Genomic DNA, 24,588 nt, shown 5'->3' with positions numbered 1-24,588 from the left:
TGCTTGCTCCTCCACAATAACCCTATAGTTTTCTTCTTACGCAATGAACTTTCTTACATAATGCGTACTGAATATTTGTATCTATACTAAATCTACTCACTGAGTTCGGGGTTTCCCAGAGTGAAATGAATATTTCTGGGGACTTTAGAATGCTAAAAAAATCTCTAAGCCTGGGCTTAGCCGCCAGCATCACTTTTCAAATCTCGTCTGCAAGCGATACCCTTGAAGAAGTCATTGTGACCGCCCAAAAGCGTGAGCAATCCCTGCAAGATGTCCCTGTTTCTGTATTGGCTTTAAACAGCACTAAGCTTGAGGCTCATGGGATTTTCGACATGACATCGCTTTCCGCTTATGTGCCGAATCTGACCATAGGTGAGGGCGTTGTCCATACCAATATCTTTATGCGAGGTGTCGGTTCCGGAAACAATCAGGCCTTTGAGCAATCTGTTGGCATGTATATTGACTCGGTTTATATGGGGCGCGGCCGACAATATCGAGCCCCCTTGTTTGATATCGAGAGGATTGAGGTGCTTCGCGGCCCACAGGGTGCCTTGTTTGGTAAAAATACGATTGCCGGTGCAGTTAATATAATTACGGCGTCGGCTTATTATGGCGAAGAATTCAATGGAAAGCTGTCGCTTAGCTATGAAGACCCAAAGGGCTATAGTGGAGACGTAATTCTTAGCGGTGCCATATCTGATGATCTATCGATGAGATTCGCAGCTAGGGTTAAGCAAAGTGATGGCTTCATTGAAAACAAATTTTTGAATCGAGATGAGCCTGAAACTGAAGAAAGCTATATTCGCTGGACGACAAATTGGAGAGTGAGTAAGGAGCTAGAGGTTCAGTTTAAATACAGCTATGCGGATTTTTCTAGGGTAGGGGCTAAAGGCTATATCTATGAATATTTAAGCCCCGAAGATTTGCCTGTAAAGTTTCCAAACTCCAACGGCTTTGCGCTGACCGCCTACGGTGTAGCCAATGTTTTTTTTCCTGAGTTGGCATCTTTTGCTGAAGAAGAATTTACCGCCTATCGAGATTCTGGTTTGGGCAACGATAAGAGCAGTTTGTCTCTTGGCAACAACCCAGACGGCAGCGAAAATAATATTCATAATGCACAACTCAAATTCCGTTACGATAGTGTGCAGCACCAGCTCGTTTCGATTAGCGCTTTTTCAGCCTACGACTACTTAGATGGAATGGATGCCGACTGGCTCCCTTTTACTTTTATCAATCGTGATGATGACCAAGATTTTCAGCAGCTTTCTCAAGAGTTTCGTCTCTTAAGTAAGAGCGGTGGCCCGTTTAATTATCTTGTCGGAGCTTACTTCGAAAAACAAAAAATGGAATACCAGCGCCATATTGGGGTTGATTTTACCTTAGGTGGTTTTTATCAGCCCTTAACCGGCAGTCCTAATCGTTCTTTGATGACCGATATTACCGGGGGGGCTTACAGTCCTGACGTTACCGCGAGAAATACGGATTATCGTTTAGATTCTCAGGCTTGGGCTTTTTTCACTCAGCTTAGCTGGCAACTTGCTGAACAGTGGGTGCTCAATATTGGTTTGAGATATACCAATGAGGACAAAGATGTTCGCGCCATCACTTTTTTAAATGACAGCATAGATGGCTTAAATACACCAAGCAGTAATCCTGTCGGTGCGGCAATTCAAGGAGCTTTCTTTGACGGTTGGGCGAGGAACTTTAATGAATCAAGATCTACTGATAAGTGGTTACCTTCGGCTCAGCTGCAGTGGCAAGTAAGCGATCAGAATATGTTGTATTTGTCGGCATCTGAAGGCTTTAAAAGCGGAGGTTTTAGTGCTTCCGATAACGGCAAACCAGCTGACGCCGGTACTGATAATTGTGTAAGTGTCTGTACTGTGCCAAATGATGATTTTGAATTCGACGATGAAGAGGTGCTAGCTTTCGAGTTTGGTGGTAAGCACGAATTAATGGAGGGGCGTCTCAGAGCCAATTGGGCCTTGTTCAGAAGTCAGTATGAGAATCAGCAGGTCTCAGTTTTTAAGGGGCTCTCATTTGCTGTAAGTAATGCCGCCGAGTCGACCATCCAAGGCCTCGAATTGGATTTGGCCTGGCAAATAAATCCAGCTTGGAGAATGGATTTATCGATGGCCATGCTTGATGCTCAATATGACAGCTTTGTTGATGCACCTTGTACAGCCCTGCAAATTGATCGTGTCGGCGCCGCCTGTGGTTTGAATGGTGAAAACGATCAGTCTGGTCAAACGACGAATTATGCCCCTGATCAATCTGCCAGCTTAAGTCTGAACTATCAAAATCAATTAAGTGCCGAATGGGAACTTTTCTGGACAGCCAATATAAATTATTCCGCTGAATATTCCCTAGATGGCGATAACGACCCAGTCGATATTCAAGAGAGCTACAGCAAAGTAAACAGTAGGGTGAGCTTAAAGGGGCAGAGCAATGGTTGGGAGTTGAGTTTGTATGGGCACAACCTAACAGATGAGGAAGTTGCGATGTTTAAGTTTGATGTTCCTATCTTGGGGGGAACGCATGGCCATACTCCTGAGCCAGGCCGCACAATTGGCCTGCAAGGCGCCTATCATTTTTAGTTTGGTGCAGCTTTGGCAGATTGTTCAAGTTCTAGTCGAGCGCTCCTTATGGGGCTGCCTAACAGGCAGTGCTGGCCTGTTGGCTGATCGAGTTTTGGCTCGACTTTGGTCACTTTACAGGTAAAGTGACTAGACCCGAAGGCGTCATTCTGACAGTATTAACGCTATATAATAAAAGTTTCACAACGCTGAAGCTTATAATAGCTCGCGAGTCAGCTGTATCTGAGTCGGCGAGCTCTAGCGTGAGAAAGCCCTATGTCCACACATATCGAAACCCTAGAAAGCTTCGATAGCTTCCAAAATCATGTCAGCACGACCTTTTGCGACATGAGCTGTGTGCCTGTTGAGCAAAGCAGTGTGAATGGCTTTCAAAGTAGAATTCAAGCCCGTGAAATGAGCAAGCTGGGTGTTGTGGATATTACCAGCAGCGCTATAAATGTGTTCCGCCGCAAGGCCCATATGTCCACCATTGACAGTCCTCAGTACCTTGTAAAATTCCAGTCATCTGGAGAGGGTTTAGTTAGGCAGCGTGGACAAGAAGCCCACCTTCGCCCCGGCGACTTTGTGCTGTGCAGCAATACAGAACCCTACGAATTACACTTTCCCGATCACTATCGACAGATCGTGTTGGCGGTTCCCCAGGATGCGCTTCGCCAAGCGGTGCGTGAGCCTGATAGCTTTCTCGGGCAGCGTATGGCAGCCAATGTGGGGGCTAATGGCTTGCTCAGCCAGATGGTACACAGCATGGGCCCGATGCTCGATAATATGGACCCGTTACTGGCTTCTAAGTTGGAAAACAATGTCTTTGATCTGTTGGCGACGGCTTTAGAGCATGGTCAAACCAACCCTCGCCTCGATAATGATGGCGTTAAAACCGAGCACCTATTTCGAATCAAGGCCTTTATCCGTAAGCACCTTGGGGACTCTCGCCTGTGTCCTGATTGGATAGCCAAGGCCCATGATATCAGTACACGCTATCTGCACATGCTCTTCAATGATGAAAACACCTCTGTTTCGCGTTATATCCAGCGCGAAAGGGTAGAAGCTTGTAAGAGCTGTCTTGATGACCCCGCCATGGATATCTACACCATTACTGAGATTGCCTTTCGCTGGGGTTTCAATGATGCCTCGCACTTCAATAGGGTGTTTAAATCCAGTTTTGGCCTCACACCTAGGCAGTATCGCCAGCGACATCAGTTGAAAAACGACTAAGGCAGCAAATACCCCCTTGCCCATTCTATGTGGTTTTGTTGCCTAAAGTGATACGTAAAAAATAATATGCCTATCATTTTCGTATCTTTATGTGTAATCTAAGTGCCTAGCTAATTTGGCCGCCTTGTGGCTGTCTTGTCAGAAGAATAATGAGGAGTGAGCATGAGCTTTGAAACCATTGAATTCTCCATCAACGATGGTGTTGCGGTACTAAAACTGAATCGCCCAGATAACCTAAATAGCTTCAATACCCAAATGCATGAAGAGGTGCGCCAAGCCATAACTGAGGTGCGCACCGGTGGTGAGGCACGTTGCTTATTGATTACAGCTAACGGTCGTGGCTTTTGTGCGGGTCAAGATCTAGGCGATCGTTCTGTTTCGGCTGATGGTCAGATGCCTGATCTTGGCGATTCGGTAGAGAAAAACTACAACCCTCTTATTCGCTCAATACACAACCTAGAAATGCCGGTAGTTTGTGCCGTTAATGGCGTTGCCGCCGGTGCAGGTGCAAGCATTGCACTGGCCTGCGATATCGTTCTGGCAGGCAAGAGCGCAAGCTTTATTCAGGCCTTCTGCAAGATTGGCTTGATTCCAGATTCTGGTGGTACTTGGGCGTTGCCACGTTTGGTAGGCTTGGCACGAGCAAAAGGCTTAGCGTTATTAGGTGACAAGCTATCGGCTGAGCAAGCTGAGAAATGGGGTCTAATTTGGGAGTGTGTGGAAGATGATGCTCTCATGGAAAAAGCCATGGGCTTAGCTACCCATTTCGCAAGCCAACCGACTAAGGGTTTGGCGATGACCAAGCGCGCCTTGCGTGAGTCTACCTCTAACGGTTTGCATGAGCAGCTAGAGTTAGAAAAAGAATATATGCGTATTGGTGGACGTACCGAAGATTACAAAGAAGGCGTAGCGGCTTTTAAAGAAAAGCGTAAGCCAGAATTCAAAGGTTGTTAGTATGGCTGATCAATATTCAGCAGCAGATGTAGCAGCAATGAATCCTGATGAATTGGCTTGGGCATCGGCTAAAACATTGTTTGACCGCGAGCCTGCTGCGCAAGATATGGGAATAGAAATTATCGCTATGTCAGCGGGTAAGGCCGAGCTAAAAATGATCGTGCAGCATCGTATGCTAAATGGCCATGCGACTTGCCATGGTGGTTATTTGTTTGCGCTAGCCGATACCGCCTTTGCTTATGCTTGCAATAGTCGTAATCAAAATACTGTGGCCGCAGGTTGTTCAATTGAGTATTTGGCTCCTGGGCGTGAAGGCGATGTACTGCGAGCCGTAGCTGAAGAACGTTCCCTAGCAGGGCGTACGGGCTGCTACGATATTTCTGTGTTTAATCAAGACGAAACGTTGCTAGCATTGTTTCGTGGCAAATCATACAAAATTCGCGGCGCCGTTATTGAAGGCAGCGAAGACTGATAAAAGCAATAGCTCTAGTTTGAGGATATTATGAAAGACGCATTTATTTGTGACGCGATTCGAACCCCCATTGGCCGCTATGGTGGCAGCCTTTCCAAAGTTCGCACTGATGACTTGGGTGCGGTACCGATGCAGGCCTTAATGGAAAGAAACCCGTCCGTTGATTGGACCCAGTTGGACGAAGTATTTTACGGCTGTGCCAACCAGGCTGGTGAAGACAACCGAAATGTTGCTCGCATGTCAGCCTTATTGGCAGGTTTGCCGATTGAAGCTCCTGGTTCAACCATCAATCGCCTGTGTGGCTCCGGTATGGATGCTGTCGGTATGGCCGCTCGTAGTATCAAGGCCGGTGAAGCTGATTTGATCGTTGCTGGTGGAGTTGAATCTATGTCACGTGCACCCATGGTAATGGGTAAAGCCGAAACCGCCTTTAGCCGTAACGCTGAAATTTTTGATACCACTATTGGCTGGCGCTTTGTTAATAAGCAGATGAAATCCCAGTACGGCATCGACTCAATGCCGGAAACCGCTGAGAACGTGGCGGAAGATTTTAAGATCAGCCGTGAAGATCAGGATAAGATGGCGCTGGCGAGTCAGACAAAAGCGGCTGCAGCGCAGCGTGAAGGTCGCTTTGATGATGAAATCGTTTCGGTGACCATTCCGCAGCGTAAAGGCGATCCCATCGTAGTCGATAAAGACGAGCATCCGCGTGAAACCAGTATTGAAGCTTTAGCAAAATTGCGTGCGCCGTTTCGCGAAGGCGGCAGTGTCACTGCGGGTAATGCTTCAGGTGTTAACGACGGTGCCTGTGCTTTGTTAGTGGCCTCAGAAGACGCTGTAAAACAACATGGTCTGACACCAAAGGCGAAAGTTATTGCGATGGCGACGGCCGGTGTTGAGCCTCGCATTATGGGTATCGGGCCTGCGCCAGCTTCTAAAAAAGTTTTAGAGAAAGCCGGCTTGAGTATCGATGATATGGATGTGATTGAGCTTAACGAAGCCTTCGCTGCTCAAGGTTTGGCGACCTTACGTGAGTTGGGAGTTGCAGACGATGATGCTCGTGTTAACCCTAATGGTGGTGCAATTGCACTAGGTCACCCGCTGGGCATGTCTGGCGCTCGTTTGGTGACAACGGCCATGTATCAGCTGCATCGTACTGGCGGTCGATATGCCTTGTGCACTATGTGTATTGGTGTGGGGCAGGGGATTGCTTTGATTATTGAGCGGGTTTGATCGCTTTCTCTGGTGGCCGGACTTGCGACTTTGGTTTCGATGACTTTGACATAGAAATAAGTTGCAGGCTTTGGCCTCTGCTGAAATTATCGGCATTTGGCTGAGTTTGTCTGCGTTTGGGTAAAACCTGATATTAGCCGTGGTTTTTATATGAGTTTTTTATATGGGCCCTTTGGGGCCTGATGTTGCTAGACAGGGAAGCTTGTTAATCCTAATATTGTTCTAGGTTAACAATACAGGGAAGAGGCAACTATGATTAACAAAAAACTAATCTGCGCGGCTGCGCTTTGTGCATCAGTCTTCACCTCGGCGAGTTCCGCCAATGAATATTCGGATTTAAAACTTTCTGTAGATGAATCGCGCTTATTGGCCAGAATGAACCTGGAAGGACAAAAGGATAGATTTGTTGTTGTTGAGCGCGCGTCCAAGAAGGTTCTAGCGGAAGTCCCAGAAACCCGTAGGCAGGCCATTGATTGGTGTGAATGGATCAGTAAAACCCAGTTTGCCTGCCAGTTTCGCTCGAACTCTCACCACGTAGGTGTTTTGCAAGGCCTTACCAGTCTCCATGTTTACGATGTAAATGATCAAAAGGAAAGGGTTATTTTTGGCAATCGAAACTACATTTCTTCCGCTCCAGGAAAACGCTTCGCCAATGCGCGCTGGTTAGAGGAAAAGAAAGCGGCAATCAAAATCGTAGATCGCCTGCCCCAGGATCAACGTAAAATCTTAGTGTTAGAATACCCATTAGAGCGCAAAGGGTTGTATAACTATATCCCCAGCAAAATGCGCAGCGTGAGTTTGAGTACGTTAAATATCTACACCGGCCGTCGTGAGCTGATTAAACGTATGAGTTATGCTGAAGCGGAGAAGTACGATAGCTAAAAAAGGTAATTACTAATTTAATCAAGGGGCGTCAGCCCCTTTTTATTAGCTTAGTTAAATGGCGCTAGTATAGAAAAGGTCAGTCCAAACAAACTGCTCATCCGCAAGGTTTCACGTCGGAACAAGCCGGGTTTATTTTCCAGTGAAACACCTATCCAGTAGACGTTCAAAGCGAAAATCGAGGTAGCCAGAGTATTGAATAAAATACTCTGTTGATCTGCCACAGATAGAAAAAGCATTAGCACTAGGATGAGAGCAAAAAACTGGGCTGTGAAATACCACTGCATTCGCGAGCTAGGCTTAACATCAAACTTCTGATAATTATCGCCACGTTTGTTCAGCGGATAGCGGTCAACTACATCACTGGGACGCCATCCTGTGGGCTTAATCCAGATTAGTAGCTTGTCTTTCCAAGAATTGCAGCGCCAAGCATCCATGGCAAGTTGCTGGTAAAAAACCACGTTAGCCCACAGAGGGTTCCAGCTGCGGATGGGGGTGGAAATTCCGTATTCGACGGGCTCTTTGTCGAGCTCTTCTTGGTAAGTGCCAAATAGACGATCCCAGATAATAAATACACCACCATAGTTTCTATCCATATAGCAGGCATTGCAGCCATGATGCACTCGATGTGAAGATGGGGTTACTAGCAATTTTTCTAGCCAGCCGAGCTTGGGGATATGTCGAGTGTGAATCCAGAATTGATAGAGCAGGTCGAGTGTGCCCGCAAAAATAAAAACATATAGGGGAATGCCGGCCAACGCCATAGGCACATAAAACATCCAGCTAAAAACCCAGCTAAAACTGGTTTGTCGAAATGATGTGGCTAAATTGTAGTCTTCGCTTTGGTGGTGAACAGAATGCGCAGCCCAGAGGATATTTCGTTCGTGCCCAAGGCGATGGTTCCAGTAATAGCAAAAGTCGTAGGCGATAAAGCCTAATACCCATGTCCAGATGGACTCGCTAGGTAGCTCCGTAGGGGCGAACTGCAAGAAGAAGCTGTAAATGGCAATGGTGGCAAATTTACTTACCGTGTTACTGCTAATGTTTAATACGCCGGTAGAAAGGGTGTTGATGGTGTCTGTTATGCGATACCAGTCTTTTTTGCGAAGTAGGGTAGCGATAATTTCTATCAAAAACAGCAGCATGAATATGGGGATACCCATGGCGAATAGGTCAGGTGCTTGATCCATAAGTCTTATTATCTTTGTTTTGGGCTAAGTGTAATAGAGATCTGCTGACTTAGCGGCAGTTAAAAGCGATAGCTTTTGTGCACTAAAGACCCTTTTCAGCCTAAAAGTTTGCTGGCTAGAGTTAGAATCACGTACTTCATGCTAATCCCCTTGCGTGTAACTATCTGTTTTATATAGATATATCTACTTTTACCTTGAAATGATACAAAAATATTGACTGTTTCTGCTAAAAACGTATCATAAACATATAAAGTAAATTCGACTGGTCTAATTAATGGCCTGCTCTCTAAAGTGTTTGCTTTAGAAGTAGAACAATAATTAGCCAGAGCTAACGCAGTGATAAGCCCCAGGAGGAACGACAATAATGACTCCGCAAGATCAAGTCGTCGACATCGACGCATTAGAAACAGAGTTTCAGGAGCGCATCGACGCTGAAAAGAAGATCGAGCCTAAAGATTGGATGCCTGAGGCTTACCGCCGTACGCTCATTCGCCAAATCTCCCAGCATGCCCACTCCGAGGTAGTTGGTCAGCTGCCAGAAGGTAATTGGATTACTCGTGCGCCTTCGCTACGCCGTAAAGCCATATTATTGGCCAAAGTGCAAGACGAAGCGGGCCATGGCTTGTATCTCTACAGCGCCGCAGAAACCCTTGGGTCTTCTCGTGAGCAAATGGTAGATGACCTGCATGCAGGTAAGGCGAAATATTCCAGTATCTTTAACTATCCAACCCTAAGCTGGGCCGATGTTCCCGCAATTGGTTGGTTGGTTGATGGTGCGGCTATCGTAAACCAAGTTGCCTTATGCCGTACTTCTTACGGTCCTTATTCACGCGCCATGATTCGTGTTTGTAAGGAAGAGAGCTTCCACGCTCGTCAAGGTTTTGAAGGCATGTTGGCGCTAGCTCGCGGTAACGAAGCCCAAAAGAAAATGTGTCAGGATGCGATCAATCGCTACTGGTGGCCTGCCTTGATGATGTTTGGCCCAAGTGATGCCGACTCACCAAATTCTGCACAGTCCATGAAGTGGAAAATCAAACGTTTCTCTAACGATGAGCTTCGTCAGAAGTTTGTTGATCAGACTGTTCCTCAAATCGAGTACTTGGGTATGGAAGTGCCTGATGCCGACTGTAAGTGGAACGAAGAACGTGGCCACTATGATATTGGTGAAATGCCTTGGGAAGAGTTCTTTGCTGTCATTAAAGGCCATGGTCCTTGCAATCATGAACGTTTGCAGGCTCGCCAAAAGGCTCATGACGAAGGCAACTGGGTGCGTGAAGCTGCCCTTGCTTATCAAAAGAAACAGGCCGATAAAAAACAATCCGTCGCTTAAGGCGGCGCGATTAGATAATCACAGTTTACGCCATCACTGGCGACTGAAGGAGAAGAATAATGGTTGATCAATATTTACCTCTATGGGAAGTTTTTGTACGCAGTAAGCGTGGTATGGACCACAAACATTGCGGCAGTGTTCACGCTGCCGATGCAGAGCAAGCATTGCAATATGCTCGTGATGTTTATACTCGCCGTAGCGAAGGCAATAGCATTTGGGTTGTAGAAGCCAAGCACATTGTGGCGAGCCAGCCTGATGATCAAGAAGCATTTTTCGAGCCAGCGGACGATAAAGTATATCGCCACGCCACATTTTATGATGTGCCCGCTGACGTAAAACACATGTAAGCCAACCCATAACATTAGGTAAAATCAATGAGTGAATTAACACAGCAAGATGCTTTGTTCACCTATACCTTAAGGTTGGCGGACAATGCATTGATTTTAGGGCATCGCTTATCAGAGTGGTGTGGTCACGGTCCTTTTTTGGAAGAAGATATCGGTGTAATTAACACCGCTTTGGATCTCTTAGGGCGTTGCCGCATGCTATATAGCTATGCTGGTGAAGTAGAAGGTAAAGGTCGTGACGAAGACGATTTGGCTTATCATCGTGATGAGCGTGAATTTACCAACTACCTGTTAATGGAGCAGCCAAAAGGTGATTTCGCCTACACCACGATTCGCCAGTTTTATGCGGATGTTTGGAATCTGCACTTTTATACTGAGCTGTGCAACTCCAAGGACGAGACCCTTGCCGCTATTGCGAAGAAGGTAGTTAAAGAGTGCCGCTACCACTTCCGCCATAACGCTGAATGGGTTAAGCGCTTAGGTGACGGTACAGAAGAAAGTATCCAGCGCATGAATGAAGCCATCGCTGAAGCTTCTCGCTTCGTTAATGAAATGTTCGAGATGGATAACGTTGACCAGATGATGGTAGATGCTGGTATCGGTGTTGACCTGAACGAAGTGAAAGCCAAGTGGATCGCTAGTGTCGATGAGGTGTTTGCCGAAGCGACATTGCAACGTCCAGAGCCTGAGTATGATCGCAGTGGTGGCCGACTAGGTTTGCATACTGAACAATTGGGCTTTTTGTTGGCTGAAATGCAGTATGTTCAACGTTGTCACCCAGGCTTGCAGTGGTAAGCATTTAGCTAGTGACTGTTGAACTCTAAAGCGTAAAAAGCAAACGGCGTTTAGCCTAGGAGCTTAAGGTGGATTACAACCCAGTTGGCAGTTTTATTGGTAGTAACTTAATCAGCAGCGATAAGCCTATGGCCTTGAGCGTTGCTGAGGCACAGGCTATTCCCATGACTGAAATTGAGGAAGCCTTAAGCTCAGTGGTCGACCCTGAGATTCCTGTTTTATCGGCAAGGGAATTGGGTGTTCTGCGTGATGTTCAATGGCAAGAAGATACCCTTGTTGCCACTATCACGCCGACTTACTCTGGTTGCCCAGCGATGGGGCACTTTGAGGATGACATTCGAGTATGCCTTGAAAAGCTGGGCATACCGAATATTAAGGTAGAGACCCGTTTGTCCCCGGCTTGGACCAGCGATTGGCTGAGTGATGCGGCAAAAGAAAAACTGCGTGACTATGGCATCGCGCCTCCAGTGGAGTCGACCAATAGTTTAAAAGTTATGTTAGGACATGCGCCTGAAGTCAGTTGCCCAAAGTGCCACTCTCATGAGGTGAAAGAAATTTCAAGGCACGGTTCAACGGCTTGTAAAGCACTATATCAATGCAATAGTTGCCAAGAACCTTTTGACTATTTTAAGTGCATTTAGCAAGTCAGCGGTTTTTAATTAAACAATAAGCGGCCATATGGCCATAGCGGCACCTGTAAAAAGTGTCGTCAATAAAAAGACGAGTGATTAACCATGACCGATCATCATTTTCACGATTTAACGGTTGCTAAGATTCAGCAAGAAACCAATGATGCGGTATCCATCGTATTTAATGTACCTAGTGAGCTTCAAGATCTCTACCTTGGCTTTACTCAAGGTCAGCACTTGGTAATGAAGGCTGATATTCAAGGTCAAGAAATTCGCCGTAACTACTCAATTTGTAGTGGTGTACACGATGACGAATTACGTGTTGGTATCAAAAAAATTGAGGGCGGCTTATTTTCAAGTTTCGCCAATGATGAGCTTAAAGAAGGTGATACCTTAGCGGTAATGCCACCTGAAGGTAGTTTTAACACGCCATTAGACCCCGCTGCTCGTAAGCACTATTTAGGCTTTGCCGCTGGCTCTGGAATTACACCCATTTTATCTATTCTAAAAACCACTCTAGAATCTGAGCCAAACAGTGTTTTTACGCTGGTATACGGCAATAAGAGTGTGTCCAATATGATGTTCCGCGAAACCATTCTTGGCTTGAAGAATCGCTACCCTGAGCGTTTTCAGCTATTGAATGTGCTCAGTCGCGAGGAACAGGAATCTGAAATCCTTAACGGCCGTATTAACGCCGAGAAGGTGAATATGCTGGCCGATAAGGTCTTGGATGTGGCCAGTGTTAACGAGGTTTATATCTGTGGCCCACAAGATATGACCGAGGCGATTCGCGATACGCTACAAGAGCGTGGAATGGATAAAAAGAATATCCATTTTGAATTGTTCGGTGTCGCGCCAACAGCGGCTAAAAAGCAAGCTGTAAACCCAGAAGATGCTGGCCCAGTTCGCCAGGTTGCGGTCATTGTTGATGGTATGCAAACCAACCTAGAAGTCGCTGAAGGTGGTGTGAATATTCTGGACGCCGCTTTAGAGGCTGGAGCCGATCTACCTTTCGCTTGTAAGGGCGGTGTGTGTTGTACCTGCCGAGCTAAGGTTGTCGAAGGTGAAGTTAAGATGGATGTTAACTATGCCTTGGAAGACTGGGAAGTAGAAGAGGGCTTTGTTCTGACCTGTCAGTGTCACCCAACTACCGATAAAGTGGTTATCGACTTCGACGAGAAGTAAAGGGAAACGCTGCAAGCAATAAAAAAGGGGCTAAGGCCCCTTTTTTATTGCTTGCTTAAAGATCTTTGTTTTTACAGACTATGGTTTTACGGACTATGGTTTTACCACCAAGATATCGGTATAGAGCTTTTGAACAATCGCCTCAGCGGAATTGCCCATCAGTTTTGCTTTGACACCTTTTCTTGCCATAGAGCCACAAACTAAAGCGTCTGCCTTTACCTTGTTGGCAATACTGGGCACCACCTTGCTGGCATCGCCTTGTTTGATATGCACGTTTTCTTTTTTAAGTTGATATTCTTCACAGAGCTTTTCAATTAAAGGGGCTAGTTTCTTGCGTTTCTCCGCGACGTACTTTCTTGGATCGATCAAGTCCATATCTGCCAATACCTCTGGCACTTTTAATGCGTAGACTAAATGAACCTCATCGTTGAGATCATGGGCGAGGGCTTTAGCTTGCTCGATCACTGAGTGATTGAGTTTTATCTTGGCTTTATTGCGGCTGCCCAGATCGACGGCTGCCAAAATCCGTGGTTTTTTCTTCCAGCCTTTGCCGGCGGTGATCATTACGGGTGATTTACAATAGCGGAATAGTTGCCAGTCGGTAGAGGTATACATCCAAGTTTCACTGCGATGCCCTGACTTTATCACTAAGTCTACGTCATGACTTTCACAGAACTTACAGATTGCCTTGCTGATGTCTTTGCTCCAAACGGCTTTGGCGGTCACCTGTTTGGCGCTTAGCTTTTCTTTCTTGAGTAGAGTTTTAAGTTCGGTATTCCGTTGTTTTAAGACAAAATTCTCAAGATCTTTGCGACTGAGTTTGGCCGCTTCCAGATCTTCTGGGTTCTTGATGTCGGCGTAGCAAAACCCTAACAAGGTGATATGGGCCTTAGTCTTTTCCTGTAGGCTTAAGGCTCTTTTGAGTGCGGAATTTTTGCCTCCGCTGCGATCACAAACAACCAGTATGTGCTTCATGGATATCCCCGTTTGGCTAGTGTATACCCAATATATTAAGGGGGTGATTGTTTTTCAATCAATTTGCGCAACAATCGATTTGAAGTTTGTCTTAGATCATAAATTAGACGTCGTTAAAATACGACGGAACTGGTTGAGTGCTCAGAAATCACATGTTCTGAGCACAGTTATTAATATGGGAGCTAAGCAAGCTGCTATATAGCGCTACGTTTTGCGGCGATGACATGTAACAGCTCAAGAGCTAATGTAGCAGCCGCCAAGGATGTAACCTCGGCATGGTCGTAGGCCGGAGCGACTTCCATGACATCGGCCGCCACTATATTTAGATCCTGTAGACCCCTTACAATTTGTAGGGCTCTGTCCGAGCTTAGGCCGCCACTCACGGGCGTGCCAGTACCAGGTGCATAAGCAGGGTCAAGGCAGTCGATATCAAAGCTTAAGTAGACGGGCATATCCGCTACACGTTGCTTAATATTGCTAAGCACCTCTTCCAGTGAGTGTTCATTTGCCCAGGCAGCGTCCAGTACTTGAAACGGATGATTGTCATAATCGTACTCTGTACGGATACCTACTTGAATGCTGTTCTCAGGCTTTATTAAGCCTTCTTTAGGTGCATGGTAGAACATCGAGCCATGGTTGTATTTGGCCTCACTGGCTTCGGTATCGGTATGAGCATCAAAGTGTATAAGTGCCATTTGACCGTGCTTTTCTGCAGCGGCACGGAGCAGGGGTAGGGTAAGAAAATGATCCCCACCAAAACTAAGCAAGGTTTTATCGGCGGCAAAAATCTTGCTTGCCTCGGCTTTTAAGACTTCTAGCATTTCGTCGCTGTCGCCATCGGTAAAGCAAATATCGCCATAATCCACACAGCGTAATTTGTCGGCCAAGTGGAATGTCCAGGGCCAGCGCTTTTCTTCCCAGCGTAGTTGGGCGGAAGCTTGACGAATACCTGTGGGGCCCATACGTGCCCCTGAGCGTCCTGATGTGGCCAAGTCATAAGGGATACCCATGATCACAGCGTCAACGTCCTCGTTTAGTTCTCGACTAAGTGGCAGCCCCATAAAGCTAAATACATTGGCATAGGTATTGGGTTCGTTATCTAAATCTCTGACATAAAACATAGGCTATCGGGTCTCTTTGACTTCATTATTATGTATTTAGCTGGAACGACTGCAGTAATAGTTTTCATTACTCAGTTGTTGACAGTTTACGAATTATTCGAGCTTAAGGTCGGTTTTTCAAGGGGGAAATACCACTTGAGGGGTAGCTATAGAATTCTAGGTGCTTAAAGTTAATTAAATATGGGCCTGTTAGTAATCTAAAATATCGATTGGAAAAGCGGCTGATGTTGGCTTAGATTTGTATGTTTTTATACTTCCGAGAGGGATTACCCCTAAGGTAGTATATTGTCGTAATGGACGGCAGTGCAGAAAATCAATAAATAGGATGTTTTTATGTTTCACAAGCCCTTCGCCCGCTTGCTCTTCGCAACGGCATTTTTAAGTAGTAGTTTTTTAAGTACTAGCTTCGCGAATGCAGAAGAGAGCGGTATTCCCCACCTAAGTGGTCAATTGAAAGTGTCCATTAAGCAAGGAACCGTTGATGCAAATATTACCATCAGCAATATTCCTCGCTCAAAGGATCATAGCTTTCAGCTTAATACGGGCTTGAATATAAAGGGCATTACCAACGAGGACGGTTCGGAAAACTTCGCTTATCGCAGAAAGTCTTTAGAGCAGTTCTATGAGAGCTTTGCTTATACGATACCCAGTGATGTTCCCAATGAACTGTATCAGCCTGAAGTATTGAACTTTCGCTACAGCGGTAAATACCCGGTCTATGGCGAAGCTTTTAAGGCTCGTAGCGATTGGAAAGGTAACATCGCTTTTAATGGCAAAAGCCTTAGAATTGATGGTATGCAGACGGCTTTATTACCCATCTACTACGACAAGCTAAGCGATAGGCTTTATAAGGATGTCACTTACGACCTTCAAATAGACTGCGTAGATTGTACAAGTCTTTTTGTGAATGGCTCCAGTCCGGCACGCGCTTCCAGTCACCGATTTGTCTCTAAACTACCAGCTGAGCCGATGATGTATTTGGGAGATTTTGATTATATTGAACTTGGTGGTAATCGTGTTCTGAATCCGATTGTCAAAAAAGATCATATTAAAAAGGGTTTAAGTGTTGTTGCGCAGTATAAATCACTGTTGAGTAAGTGGTTTGATCAACCGTTAGGCAATGGCATCACCTTTATTCAAACTACACCGGTGAGCGAAAAGAACTCTTGGCTGTGGGTGTCGGGCGGCACAATTGTTTCCATTTCTCATGATTACTATGCCTTGGATAGACTATTTAGCGAAGAGGGAGATGCTCGTTTTAAGGCTCATGACTTTATTGCTCACGAACTCGGTCATGTGCTTTTCAATAGTTATCCTGGCTTACAAGGAGAGCTTTCGAATATCGTTGAGGAAGGTATGGCTGAATATTTGTCGTGGAACTTAGTCGCAGAGCTAAATGGGGAAAGGGCTAAGCAGTACTTAGTGGATTGGAGAAAGGAGAGGCTTAAAGGTAAAAAGCAAAAGCCATTAAGTGAGCTAAGTTTAGGCGATGATTTTTTTCAATCGAATAGCTTCCGTTACAATGTAATGCCTTTGTTTATCGATGCAATGGATACTTTGATTGGTCGAGAGAAGGTCATTCAATGGATGCAGGAGTTAGCATCTCAAGAGAAGTCTTTAAATGCTGAGAGTTTCCTTGCTTCTATTGAAACAGCGATCAATGATAATGATCAATATCAACATTTGATCCAAAGGGTAGAGTGGTAGCATGTTGGCTAGAAAAGCCGTCAGGCGGAAAATTCTGGCTTTGATCTTTTTATAGCTATTGAAATACCTGTGTGGTGGGCCATCCTTGGCCCACCAAGCACTTTAGATGATGTGGTTAACGTCATGACCTTCTTGCAGAAGGTTTATCTCAGCGAGTGAAAATTGTAAATTGCCAAGGTCTATATAGCTACCCATTGAGTTGTCATTCCAAATCGAATCTAGGCTGTTTGAACCGGACGTTAACTCAAGACTTGTTAATTCAGTCGACAATAAATCACTGAATAGAAGGGTGCTATCTTGAACTATTAATGCCAAGTCTTCTGCAAAATCATCTAAATCGATTGGGTCAGTATCACTGAAGCTTTCAATGAAGCTAGGAATTGTTTCGTCGTTCAGCTCGGCAATAAGGTTGCTTTCAGAAGTTACACCTTTGTCGTCGGCGCCAGTAACTACAAAGTTATTTCCTGATAAGCTGCCATCTGGGTTGAACTGCTGCCCATGCACTCCGAGTAACTCGCCTTCCTCATTGACCTCTACCCATGTAATTAGGTAGCCACCGTCTTTTAGGCTTAAAGTGTGCGATTCAACTTGTTGCCCAGCTTGGTTTTGATTGACAAGCGTTTGCTCTACAACAAGCTCCCCCTCAGGAGAAACAATGCTGTAATAAACTCCAGTATTATCGTCATCTTTCGAAACCCAGCTGACAAGAATGTTGCCGTCATCCAAGCCTGCTATTTCTGCTTGCTCTCCGGCTGAGGCATTAGCAACAAAGAAGGCTTCATCGTTTAAGGCTGTACCGTTTTCATCAAAACTCTGCATCATTACAGCTGACTCGCCGTGCTCATTACTTTCATGCCAACTTACTGCAAAACCTCCATCATCAAGTGCGCTGATGAATGGCCATTGTTGAGCAGCAGCGCTTGAGCTGATATCAAAGTTGCTTTGTAGGGGCTCGCCGGTGGCCGAATAGATTGAAGCCCTAATAATGCCCGCTTCGCCGAATTGATGATCTTGCCAGCTAACCACGATATTGCCATTGCTGAGGGTCGTGATAGAAGACATAACTTGGTGGGAAAAGGCGTTATCGGAAACTTGAATGTCGTGACTAATAGCCTCGCCATTACTGTCATAGATTCGCAAGAATACGCCTAGCCCGCTACCATCTTGTTCTTCGCTCATCCAGGTTACAGCAAAACCTGCACCTTCTAGAGCGGTAATCTCTGCTAGGGACTGATTGCTTTGAGTAAATTCATTAATAAGAATCTCGTCTCCCATTGCTTGTCCATCAGCGTCGTATCGACGTGCATAAACACCTAGCTTGTCACCGTCTTGATCTTCAGATTGCCAAGTTAAAACAAAGCCACCATCATCCAGGCCTACAGCGTCTGAGTGGCTTTGATTGCCAACTTCCTCTTGGTTAACTAAGAAGGCCTCACCGACTTTCTCTCCAACGGCGTTATAACGTTGAGCGTAGATGTCAAAGCCATTGCCTTCGATGTCAGAAAGCTGGGCAAAGCTTACGACATAGCCGCCGTCTTCTAGAGCGGCGATTGGATCCCAGTGGCGCGGAGGAGGAGGTGGCGGTGGGGTTCCGTACCTAACCGCAGTAGAGCTATTGGAGATGTTGCCTGCTACATCCTCAAAGCGTGCATAAATATAGCCGAAAGTCCCCCAGGCATGATTTGCTGAAAAAGCGTATCCATTTGTTAGGCCACTGGAATATAAAGTGCCAGAAACAGTATCAGAACCTGTTAAGGAATATCTAACGGCTTCGCTAGTGGTGGCGTACAGGCTGAATTGGAGAACTTGGGTTTGCCACTCCATACCAGCCCCGGCTTGATTCAAGTAGGCAGTGTTTTGGGTATCGATTGTTAATGAAAGATTACTCGAATCCCTACTCAGTCCAAATGCTTCGCTGGTGACATGAAAATCATAGTTGCCATGATAAATATAGGGCACATCGTATTCCCATTCACCGTTGCTATCGACATTCACATCAGCGATTTTACTGCCGTTTTGGTAAAGCGAAATTGTGGAATTTGCGCGAGCAGTACCCTGCAGGGTAGGCGTGGTATCGTTGGTCACATTATCCCAGTCGTACCAACCACTATCACTTGAACTTTTAAGATCGATAGTAGGTGTTGGAAGTTCTGGGGTAACTTCAAGGCTAACTGTCGCCGTTGATGTGCCGCCTCGGCCGTCACTGATTTTGTACTTTATTTCATCGTTAACAACGCTGCTTAAGCTATTGTCTGGGGTATATAGCAGCTTGCCATCATTTGTAATGCTAACTGTACCATGGGAAGGCTGTTGAACAATTTTAGTAATTGTCAGTGAATCCCCATCGGGGTCTTTATCGTTGTTAAGAACGTTTAGGGTGGTTTCGCCCTGTACCTTATAGTTATCGTCTTTGGCTTCAGGTGGGCTATTCAATACGACTTCAAATTTAAACTGCCCAGATTTGTCGCTGCTATTGCCCGCCAGATCTGTTTGAGAAGCCTTAATTTTGTGCATTCCCTCTTTCAGATCGCTAGCGACGGTGATCGACCAATTTCCGTTTTTATCGGCGGTGGTATCACCGATATTTTTTCCGTTTACCCATACGGTGACTGTCGCATGGGCTTCAGCGGTACCAACGATTTCAGGTTTAGTGTCATCGGTTATGTCTTGATGTTTAACTTTACCTTTGTCTTTTCCGACATTGTCTACGAGGTGAGTAATTTCAGGTGCTTCTATCGAACGGTCGACAGTAATTTCAAAATCATTACTCTTACTACTCAGGTTTCCTGCTGCATCGATGGAGTAGGCGCTAAAGCTGTGTTTGCCTTCGAGCAAGGCTGCAGTTGGAGTAAAGGACCAAACTCCATTGCCATTGCCGTCATCGATTACTTTGGTAAAACCAAAGAATTGGCCCTCTTTATAGATAGTGATTGTGCTGCCGATCTCACCAGTGCCGTTGAGGGCAGGGGTGTCATCATCCGTGTGATCTTGATGTTCTAGATCGTCCTGTAGTGTCCCAACGTTGTCTTCACCGTAGACAATCGCCGGGCTGTCTGGAGCTTCTGTATCGATGATGATGCGATAACCGATATAGGCATCCCCAGAACTATTGCTGGCTTTGGCGGCAAAAAGGGATTCGCCTTCGGGTAGTGGCACAGTAACCTGAATTTCCCAAACCCCTGAAGCATCGGTGGTGACTGGGCCATAGGTAGTCCCTTGCACTGTCATGGTTACGCTAGATCCGGGGGTAGCGGTACCTCGAATAAGTGGTGTGTTTTCATTACGAAAGCCATCATCCACTATCTTTGTGTCAGGTGGTAAAACTACCGCTGGTGCAGAACTGCTAGTATTCGTATTACCCCCTAACTGGGAACTTTGAGCGGCTAATATCTCTAATTTCGCTATCTTTTCGACACTGCTGGTATTACCTGCTTGGTCGGTAACTTTGGTACTTAAATTGTGTGCGCCTTCGTCCAGTTTAATATCGACCGTCCATTCGCCTTTGTCATTGGCAGCTACAGTGGCGATGACTTTATTATCATCCATGATTTCTACGTTAGCACCAGCTTCCGCTCGACCTTTCATGGTAATGTCGCCATCAGTTGTTGACTGACCACTGATTAGGGCCTGCTGATCATTGCTCAAAGATACGTTTTCAGTCATCTTGACGCTGTGATCAACGGTCACGTTAAATGATTGGCTATGGTTAGATTCTTTACCTTTACTATTAACTTGTGTGACAGTAAAGGAGGCTTCTCCTTCATCTAGGCCATTGGCATTGAACTTCCAAATGCCACCTTTATTGGTTTTGGTCGTGCCGATAAGCTCTCCATCTTTATAGATATTTATCTTTTGTCCTGCTTTCGCCGTTCCGCGCAGTTGAAGAGACTCATCGTCGGTCACTCCTCCTTGTCCCACTTGTCCTTTTATTGAACCGTAGTCGTCAGAGATATTGGTAATATTGGCCATGTCTAGTTCCCTGCTTGGCGTAGAGCCTAATCGCACTTGTTTGTTTTTAAGAATGTGACTCGAGCAAGTAGATATTATTTAAAGTGTGATAAAGGTCTAGCTTTTCTTGGGAAAATACGTAATCTGAATGAGCTAATTCAGTGAGCGTTAAGAAATTCTAATTCTTTCGGTGGGTGTGCCAAGAATAATTATGGCAAGTAAGTAAATGAGTTGAGTAAGACGCCTAAAAAGAACCACTAAAAAGTGACGGGACGAACTAAGAAGTTATTGCGGGTAAGATTTCGATTGCTAATGAAAAGCGCCTAGGCAATATTGTTTAAGCAGTCAACCATTACTTTCGATAGCAAGGTAAATTGCCTAATGGGTAAGTACGCGATTTACCTTGCTTCAGGGGCTATACTTCTGCAACAAAAACAGCTCGTCTTGGAGCAGGGTGCCCCTCTGCGGTCTTGCTTTCATCATCGGGATCTAAGAATTCATTTAAAGAATGAAACAACATCCAGTCGGTACTGCGTTGTTCTTCACAGCTGGTGGTGTTTTCATCGACCACTCTTGGATTTTTGTAACCACACTTCCTCATCCAGCTTAAAAGTGTTGCTGAGCTTGGTAAAAACCAAACGTTATTCATCATTGCATAACGTCCTTCTGGTACCAAGCATTCCCCAAGTTCACCCTCGATTACTAGTGTTTCTAGTACGAGCTGCCCCCCAGGCTTTAGGGTGGCTTTTAATTCTCGCAAATGATCCATGGGGGAGCGGCGGTGGTAGAGAACCCCCATGCTGAATGTCGTGTCAAAGGCTTGAAGGTTTTCAGGCAATTCTTCAATGCCAATAGGCAACAAATCGACAGGAGCCTTTCCGATAAGCTGTTTTAACATATAAAACTGCACAACAAAGCGCGGTGACGGATCAATGCCGATGACACGGCTTGCACCCTCCCCAAACATTCGCCAGCAATGATAGCCGTTGCCGCAGCCAACATCTAATACAGTTTTATTTTTAAGGGGCGCTAAATGCGGTAATACTCGGTCCCACTTCCAGTCGGAACGCCACTCGGTGTTAATAAAACTATCGAAGACTTGGTAGGGCCCTTTGCGCCAAGGGATTAGTGCGCGTAACTGTTGATCCAATTGAGTTTGCGTATATTGATCAATCTCATCGTGCAGCCCAATATGCACCTGATCTTTAAAGTTCAGGTATTCAGCTTCGATTTCAGGCATGGCAGCCATAGCTGCCTGCCACTTAGGCAAATCTCCATAACGCTTTTCATTAAGGTGGGCAGAAATTTGGACGGGCATGATTCGGGCCCATTTTTCTAGTGGGCCCGAATCTAAACTGTTTAAGAGGTCTTGGTAATACTCAATCATTTAATGGCTATTAAAGAGGCAAAATTAAAACACTGAAACCAAACATCAGCACTGCTAAAGCCGGCATCGCTTAATCGTTCTTTGTGCACATCGAGTGTTTCGGGGATGAGCACGTTTTCTATGGCACTGCGTTTCTGAGCGATTTCGAGATCGCTGTAACCATTCGCGCGCTTGAAATTATGGTGCAGTTCAACCATTAGCTCCTGGTGAGCTGGATTTTCGAACTGGACTTTCTCTGAAAGAATTAACACTCCGCCAGGCAGTAAACCTTGATAAATATTGTGAATTAGCTGGCTGCGCTCTTGTTTGGGAATAAATTGCAGCGTGAAGTTAAGCACGACTACAGATGCCTTCTCTATTTGGCAATCTTGTAAATCTTGGCAACGCAGATTCACAGCTAGCTCGCTGCTATCAGCCGCCATGACCTGTCGACAGCGATCTATCATAGCTTCTGAGTTATCAATCGCGATGATTTCACAGTTGCTGGCACGAATATGATGACGCATGGCTAGGGTCGCTGCTCCCAATGAGCAGCCTAGGTCATAGCAAAAGCTGTTGCTCTGGGCGTAACGTTGGGCCAGATCACCAATCATGCTGATGGTTGTGGCATAGCCCGGAACAGACCGCTTGATCATGTCGGGAAAGACATCTACTACCTTTTGATCGAACTTAAAACCGGCGATATTGGCCAATGGCTCGGCGAAAATTTGATCGCTTAGCCCGCCTTCTTTATTGGCTTTAGGGCTTTTTGGCTGATCTGACACCTAATTTACCTTTTTTGGGGGGCCAAGCTGAAGATTAGTCATAACTGGCCGATATATTGAGGGCGAGATTTTAGCGGTGCCTAGAGCAAGTGACAAATGTAAAAGCAGATTTCCGTAAAAGTGCTATAACAATAGATAGAAAAATACAAAAACAGCCGCTTCTCGCGGATAGTGTTTGCTGATTTTAGAGTTAATCATCTATGTCCTACCCCAATTATGGTTCCTTAAGGATGTTAGTTGTCGATGATTTCGATAACTTTAGGGTAACCGTAGCCAAATTAATGCAATCCCTCGGGGTTGCTGCCGTCGATATGGCTGTTAATGGCACTCAGGCTGTTAGAGCCTGTAAATCACGTCGATATGACGTGATTCTATGCGATTTCAGTTTAGGTCAAGGTAAAAACGGCCAGCAGGTTTTGGAAGAGCTCATGCAGGAAAAGCTGTTACCAAAAACTAGCTTATTTGCTTTTGTTTCGGCGGAATCCAGCCGCAGTGTTGTGCTTGCGGCGAACGAGTTTGAGCCACATGGCTATTTTACTAAGCCGATTAATGGCAAGGCTTTACAGCAACGACTAGAGCGCATGCTGCTTCAGCGAGACGCTCTTATGCCAGCTTTGAAAGCTCTGGATGAAAATAATCACGAATCGGCCATTGCCCATCTTCAAGAGTTAATTGACTCTAGTAGCCGCTATACCACAGCCTGCCAAAAACTGCTTGGCCAACTTTATATAGATACAGAAAATTACACATTGGCAGAGCTGCTTTTTGAAGGTGTGTTAGAAGCTCGCCGAGTTGATTGGGCCGTAGTAGGACTGGCAAAAGTAAAGCAGTGCCAAGGGCTCTGGGATGTTTCTACTAAGATGCTACGAGAGATTATCTTGGAAAACCCTTTGTGCATGATGGCTTATGACACCTTGATTGCTGACTACGAACGTAAAGGGGATAGCATAGGTTTACAGCAGTTATTACAAAAGGCTGTAAAAGTTTCACCTTTATCACTGCGGCGCAATAGAGATCTGGCATACGTATCATTAAAAAATAATGATGCGGCTGCCGCTGCTGGTGCATTCAGAAAAACGGTTCGTCTTGGAACAAATTCCTGCAACGATGATATTGAACATCATTTGCAATTTGGTCGAACTGCCGCTGCAATGTCTCATGAGGATCACGAGGAAGGTAGAGATTACCTACGTGATGCCTTGATCAATCTCGAAAGTCTGGATCGACGTTTTGAGCTGAGTGAAGATGAGAAGCTACAAACGGGTTTGATCGAATCTCGTATATACCTAGCTCAAGGTAATACTAAAAAGGCCAAGGAAGTACTTAGTCAGACAGAGGGTTACATGGGCGCTGACGGTCGTAGGCAAGAGTTTGAGACTGAGTTAGATCGGGTTTATGCCTTATTCGATTTGGGTGAGAATACTCGTGCAAAGCAATGTCTCGGTGAGTTGGTAAGACTCTACGAAAAAGATCAAAAGGCGTTGGAGAAGCTCGATATACTTCTGGATGAGCCTCTTAGCGAAGAGAACCAAGCGAAGGTTAAGGATATTAACCGTGAAGGGATCAGTTTTTATAAGAACCACCTTTACGAAGACGCGATCAATTGTTTTGTGCAAGCTCGGCAGCTATTCCCCAATCACGTGGGCATTATGCTCAACCTAGTGCAGGCCTACACTGGGCATATAAAGGCCTTTGGCTTTAGTACAGAGAGAATGCAGCACTGTGAAAAAGTGCTACAAGCGGCAGAAGCACGAATCGAAATGGATAACCCTCAATTTGAGCGTTTCAGGCAATTGCGTGATATTTGTCGCTCAATCAGCCAGGGTGGCCATCGAGTTTCATTTGAATAAAACAGTATAA

Annotated in this window: 19 protein-coding genes; 13 read left to right on the top strand and 6 right to left on the bottom strand. The window is 45.6% G+C overall.

Annotated elements, in window-relative coordinates; genetic code table 11:
* Nucleotides 1–149: 149 nt before the first annotated feature.
* From Q1A08_RS16295 to Q1A08_RS16270, 6 genes are all read left to right on the top strand, one after another.
* Nucleotides 150–2,597: a TonB-dependent receptor gene (locus tag Q1A08_RS16295; RefSeq protein WP_299774833.1), complete on the top strand. Its 2,448-nt coding sequence runs from the start codon at nucleotides 150–152 to the stop codon at nucleotides 2,595–2,597.
* A 255-nt stretch (nucleotides 2,598–2,852) separates the two neighbouring features.
* Complete coding sequence (locus tag Q1A08_RS16290) at nucleotides 2,853–3,809, top strand: helix-turn-helix domain-containing protein (RefSeq protein WP_299774831.1); 957 nt, start codon at nucleotides 2,853–2,855, stop codon at nucleotides 3,807–3,809.
* A gap of 162 nt (nucleotides 3,810–3,971) precedes the next feature.
* The gene (gene paaG / locus Q1A08_RS16285) at nucleotides 3,972–4,763 is read left to right on the top strand and encodes a 2-(1,2-epoxy-1,2-dihydrophenyl)acetyl-CoA isomerase PaaG (RefSeq protein ID WP_299774829.1); all 792 of its coding nucleotides are present in this window, start codon (nucleotides 3,972–3,974) and stop codon (nucleotides 4,761–4,763) included.
* 1 nt (nucleotide 4,764) lies between these two features.
* On the top strand, nucleotides 4,765–5,235 hold the full coding sequence (paaI, locus tag Q1A08_RS16280) for a hydroxyphenylacetyl-CoA thioesterase PaaI (RefSeq protein WP_299774827.1): 471 nt from the start codon (nucleotides 4,765–4,767) through the stop codon (nucleotides 5,233–5,235).
* A gap of 30 nt (nucleotides 5,236–5,265) precedes the next feature.
* Nucleotides 5,266–6,468: a 3-oxoadipyl-CoA thiolase gene (pcaF, locus tag Q1A08_RS16275; protein WP_299774825.1), complete on the top strand. Its 1,203-nt coding sequence runs from the start codon at nucleotides 5,266–5,268 to the stop codon at nucleotides 6,466–6,468.
* 252 nt (nucleotides 6,469–6,720) lie between these two features.
* The gene (locus Q1A08_RS16270) at nucleotides 6,721–7,350 is read left to right on the top strand and encodes a hypothetical protein (RefSeq protein ID WP_299774823.1); all 630 of its coding nucleotides are present in this window, start codon (nucleotides 6,721–6,723) and stop codon (nucleotides 7,348–7,350) included.
* A 50-nt stretch (nucleotides 7,351–7,400) separates the two neighbouring features.
* Here the strand turns inward: Q1A08_RS16270 and Q1A08_RS16265 are convergent, their stop codons facing one another.
* A complete protein-coding gene (locus Q1A08_RS16265; RefSeq protein ID WP_299774821.1) occupies nucleotides 7,401–8,540 on the bottom strand; it encodes a sterol desaturase family protein in 1,140 nt (379 codons plus the stop codon).
* A 364-nt stretch (nucleotides 8,541–8,904) separates the two neighbouring features.
* On the opposite strand from Q1A08_RS16265, the gene paaA reads away from it, so the two are divergent.
* The 5 genes from paaA to paaE all read left to right on the top strand — a co-directional run bounded on the left by paaA (nucleotide 8,905) and on the right by paaE (nucleotide 12,826).
* The gene (paaA, locus tag Q1A08_RS16260; RefSeq protein ID WP_299774819.1) at nucleotides 8,905–9,870 is read left to right on the top strand and encodes a 1,2-phenylacetyl-CoA epoxidase subunit PaaA; all 966 of its coding nucleotides are present in this window, start codon (nucleotides 8,905–8,907) and stop codon (nucleotides 9,868–9,870) included.
* A gap of 59 nt (nucleotides 9,871–9,929) precedes the next feature.
* Complete coding sequence (gene paaB / locus Q1A08_RS16255) at nucleotides 9,930–10,217, top strand: 1,2-phenylacetyl-CoA epoxidase subunit PaaB (protein WP_299774817.1); 288 nt, start codon at nucleotides 9,930–9,932, stop codon at nucleotides 10,215–10,217.
* Nucleotides 10,218–10,244: 27 nt separating this feature from the next.
* On the top strand, nucleotides 10,245–11,012 hold the full coding sequence (paaC, locus tag Q1A08_RS16250) for a 1,2-phenylacetyl-CoA epoxidase subunit PaaC (RefSeq protein WP_299774814.1): 768 nt from the start codon (nucleotides 10,245–10,247) through the stop codon (nucleotides 11,010–11,012).
* A 68-nt stretch (nucleotides 11,013–11,080) separates the two neighbouring features.
* Nucleotides 11,081–11,653, top strand: coding sequence for a 1,2-phenylacetyl-CoA epoxidase subunit PaaD (gene paaD, locus Q1A08_RS16245; protein WP_299774812.1), 573 nt, complete (start codon nucleotides 11,081–11,083; stop codon nucleotides 11,651–11,653).
* Nucleotides 11,654–11,746: 93 nt separating this feature from the next.
* Nucleotides 11,747–12,826 carry a 1,2-phenylacetyl-CoA epoxidase subunit PaaE gene (gene paaE / locus Q1A08_RS16240; protein WP_299774810.1) on the top strand — a complete coding sequence of 360 codons (1,080 nt, stop codon included), beginning with the start codon at nucleotides 11,747–11,749 and terminating at the stop codon, nucleotides 12,824–12,826.
* Nucleotides 12,827–12,919: 93 nt separating this feature from the next.
* Here paaE and Q1A08_RS16235 read toward each other — a convergent pair whose 3' ends face one another.
* Together Q1A08_RS16235 and speB are read right to left on the bottom strand one after the other, a co-directional pair.
* Nucleotides 12,920–13,801 carry a universal stress protein gene (locus Q1A08_RS16235; RefSeq protein ID WP_299774808.1) on the bottom strand — a complete coding sequence of 294 codons (882 nt, stop codon included), beginning with the start codon at nucleotides 13,799–13,801 and terminating at the stop codon, nucleotides 12,920–12,922.
* Nucleotides 13,802–13,995: 194 nt separating this feature from the next.
* Nucleotides 13,996–14,922, bottom strand: coding sequence for an agmatinase (gene speB, locus Q1A08_RS16230; protein WP_299774806.1), 927 nt, complete (start codon nucleotides 14,920–14,922; stop codon nucleotides 13,996–13,998).
* A 333-nt stretch (nucleotides 14,923–15,255) separates the two neighbouring features.
* Between speB and Q1A08_RS16225 the strand changes: the two genes are divergently transcribed.
* A complete protein-coding gene (locus tag Q1A08_RS16225; RefSeq protein WP_299774804.1) occupies nucleotides 15,256–16,629 on the top strand; it encodes a hypothetical protein in 1,374 nt (457 codons plus the stop codon).
* 102 nt (nucleotides 16,630–16,731) lie between these two features.
* Here the strand turns inward: Q1A08_RS16225 and Q1A08_RS16220 are convergent, their stop codons facing one another.
* The 3 genes from Q1A08_RS16220 to cmoA all read right to left on the bottom strand — a co-directional run bounded on the left by Q1A08_RS16220 (nucleotide 16,732) and on the right by cmoA (nucleotide 22,671).
* Nucleotides 16,732–20,598 (bottom strand): Ig-like domain-containing protein, encoded by a 3,867-nt coding sequence (locus Q1A08_RS16220; protein WP_299774802.1) that lies wholly within the window; start codon nucleotides 20,596–20,598, stop codon nucleotides 16,732–16,734.
* 394 nt (nucleotides 20,599–20,992) lie between these two features.
* Nucleotides 20,993–21,964, bottom strand: coding sequence for a tRNA 5-methoxyuridine(34)/uridine 5-oxyacetic acid(34) synthase CmoB (cmoB, locus tag Q1A08_RS16215; RefSeq protein ID WP_299774799.1), 972 nt, complete (start codon nucleotides 21,962–21,964; stop codon nucleotides 20,993–20,995).
* A complete protein-coding gene (cmoA, locus tag Q1A08_RS16210; protein WP_299774922.1) occupies nucleotides 21,961–22,671 on the bottom strand; it encodes a carboxy-S-adenosyl-L-methionine synthase CmoA in 711 nt (236 codons plus the stop codon). The genes cmoB and cmoA overlap by 4 nt, the downstream gene beginning before the upstream one ends.
* A 257-nt stretch (nucleotides 22,672–22,928) precedes the next feature.
* Between cmoA and Q1A08_RS16205 the strand changes: the two genes are divergently transcribed.
* Nucleotides 22,929–24,578 (top strand): tetratricopeptide repeat-containing response regulator, encoded by a 1,650-nt coding sequence (locus tag Q1A08_RS16205; protein WP_299774798.1) that lies wholly within the window; start codon nucleotides 22,929–22,931, stop codon nucleotides 24,576–24,578.
* The last annotated feature ends 10 nt before the right edge of the window (nucleotides 24,579–24,588 follow it).

This window comes from uncultured Pseudoteredinibacter sp., from assembly GCF_947500695.1.
In the GTDB taxonomy this organism is placed as follows: Bacteria; Pseudomonadota; Gammaproteobacteria; order Pseudomonadales; family Cellvibrionaceae; genus Pseudoteredinibacter.
This window is presented reverse-complemented; position numbering and strand designations above follow the sequence as displayed.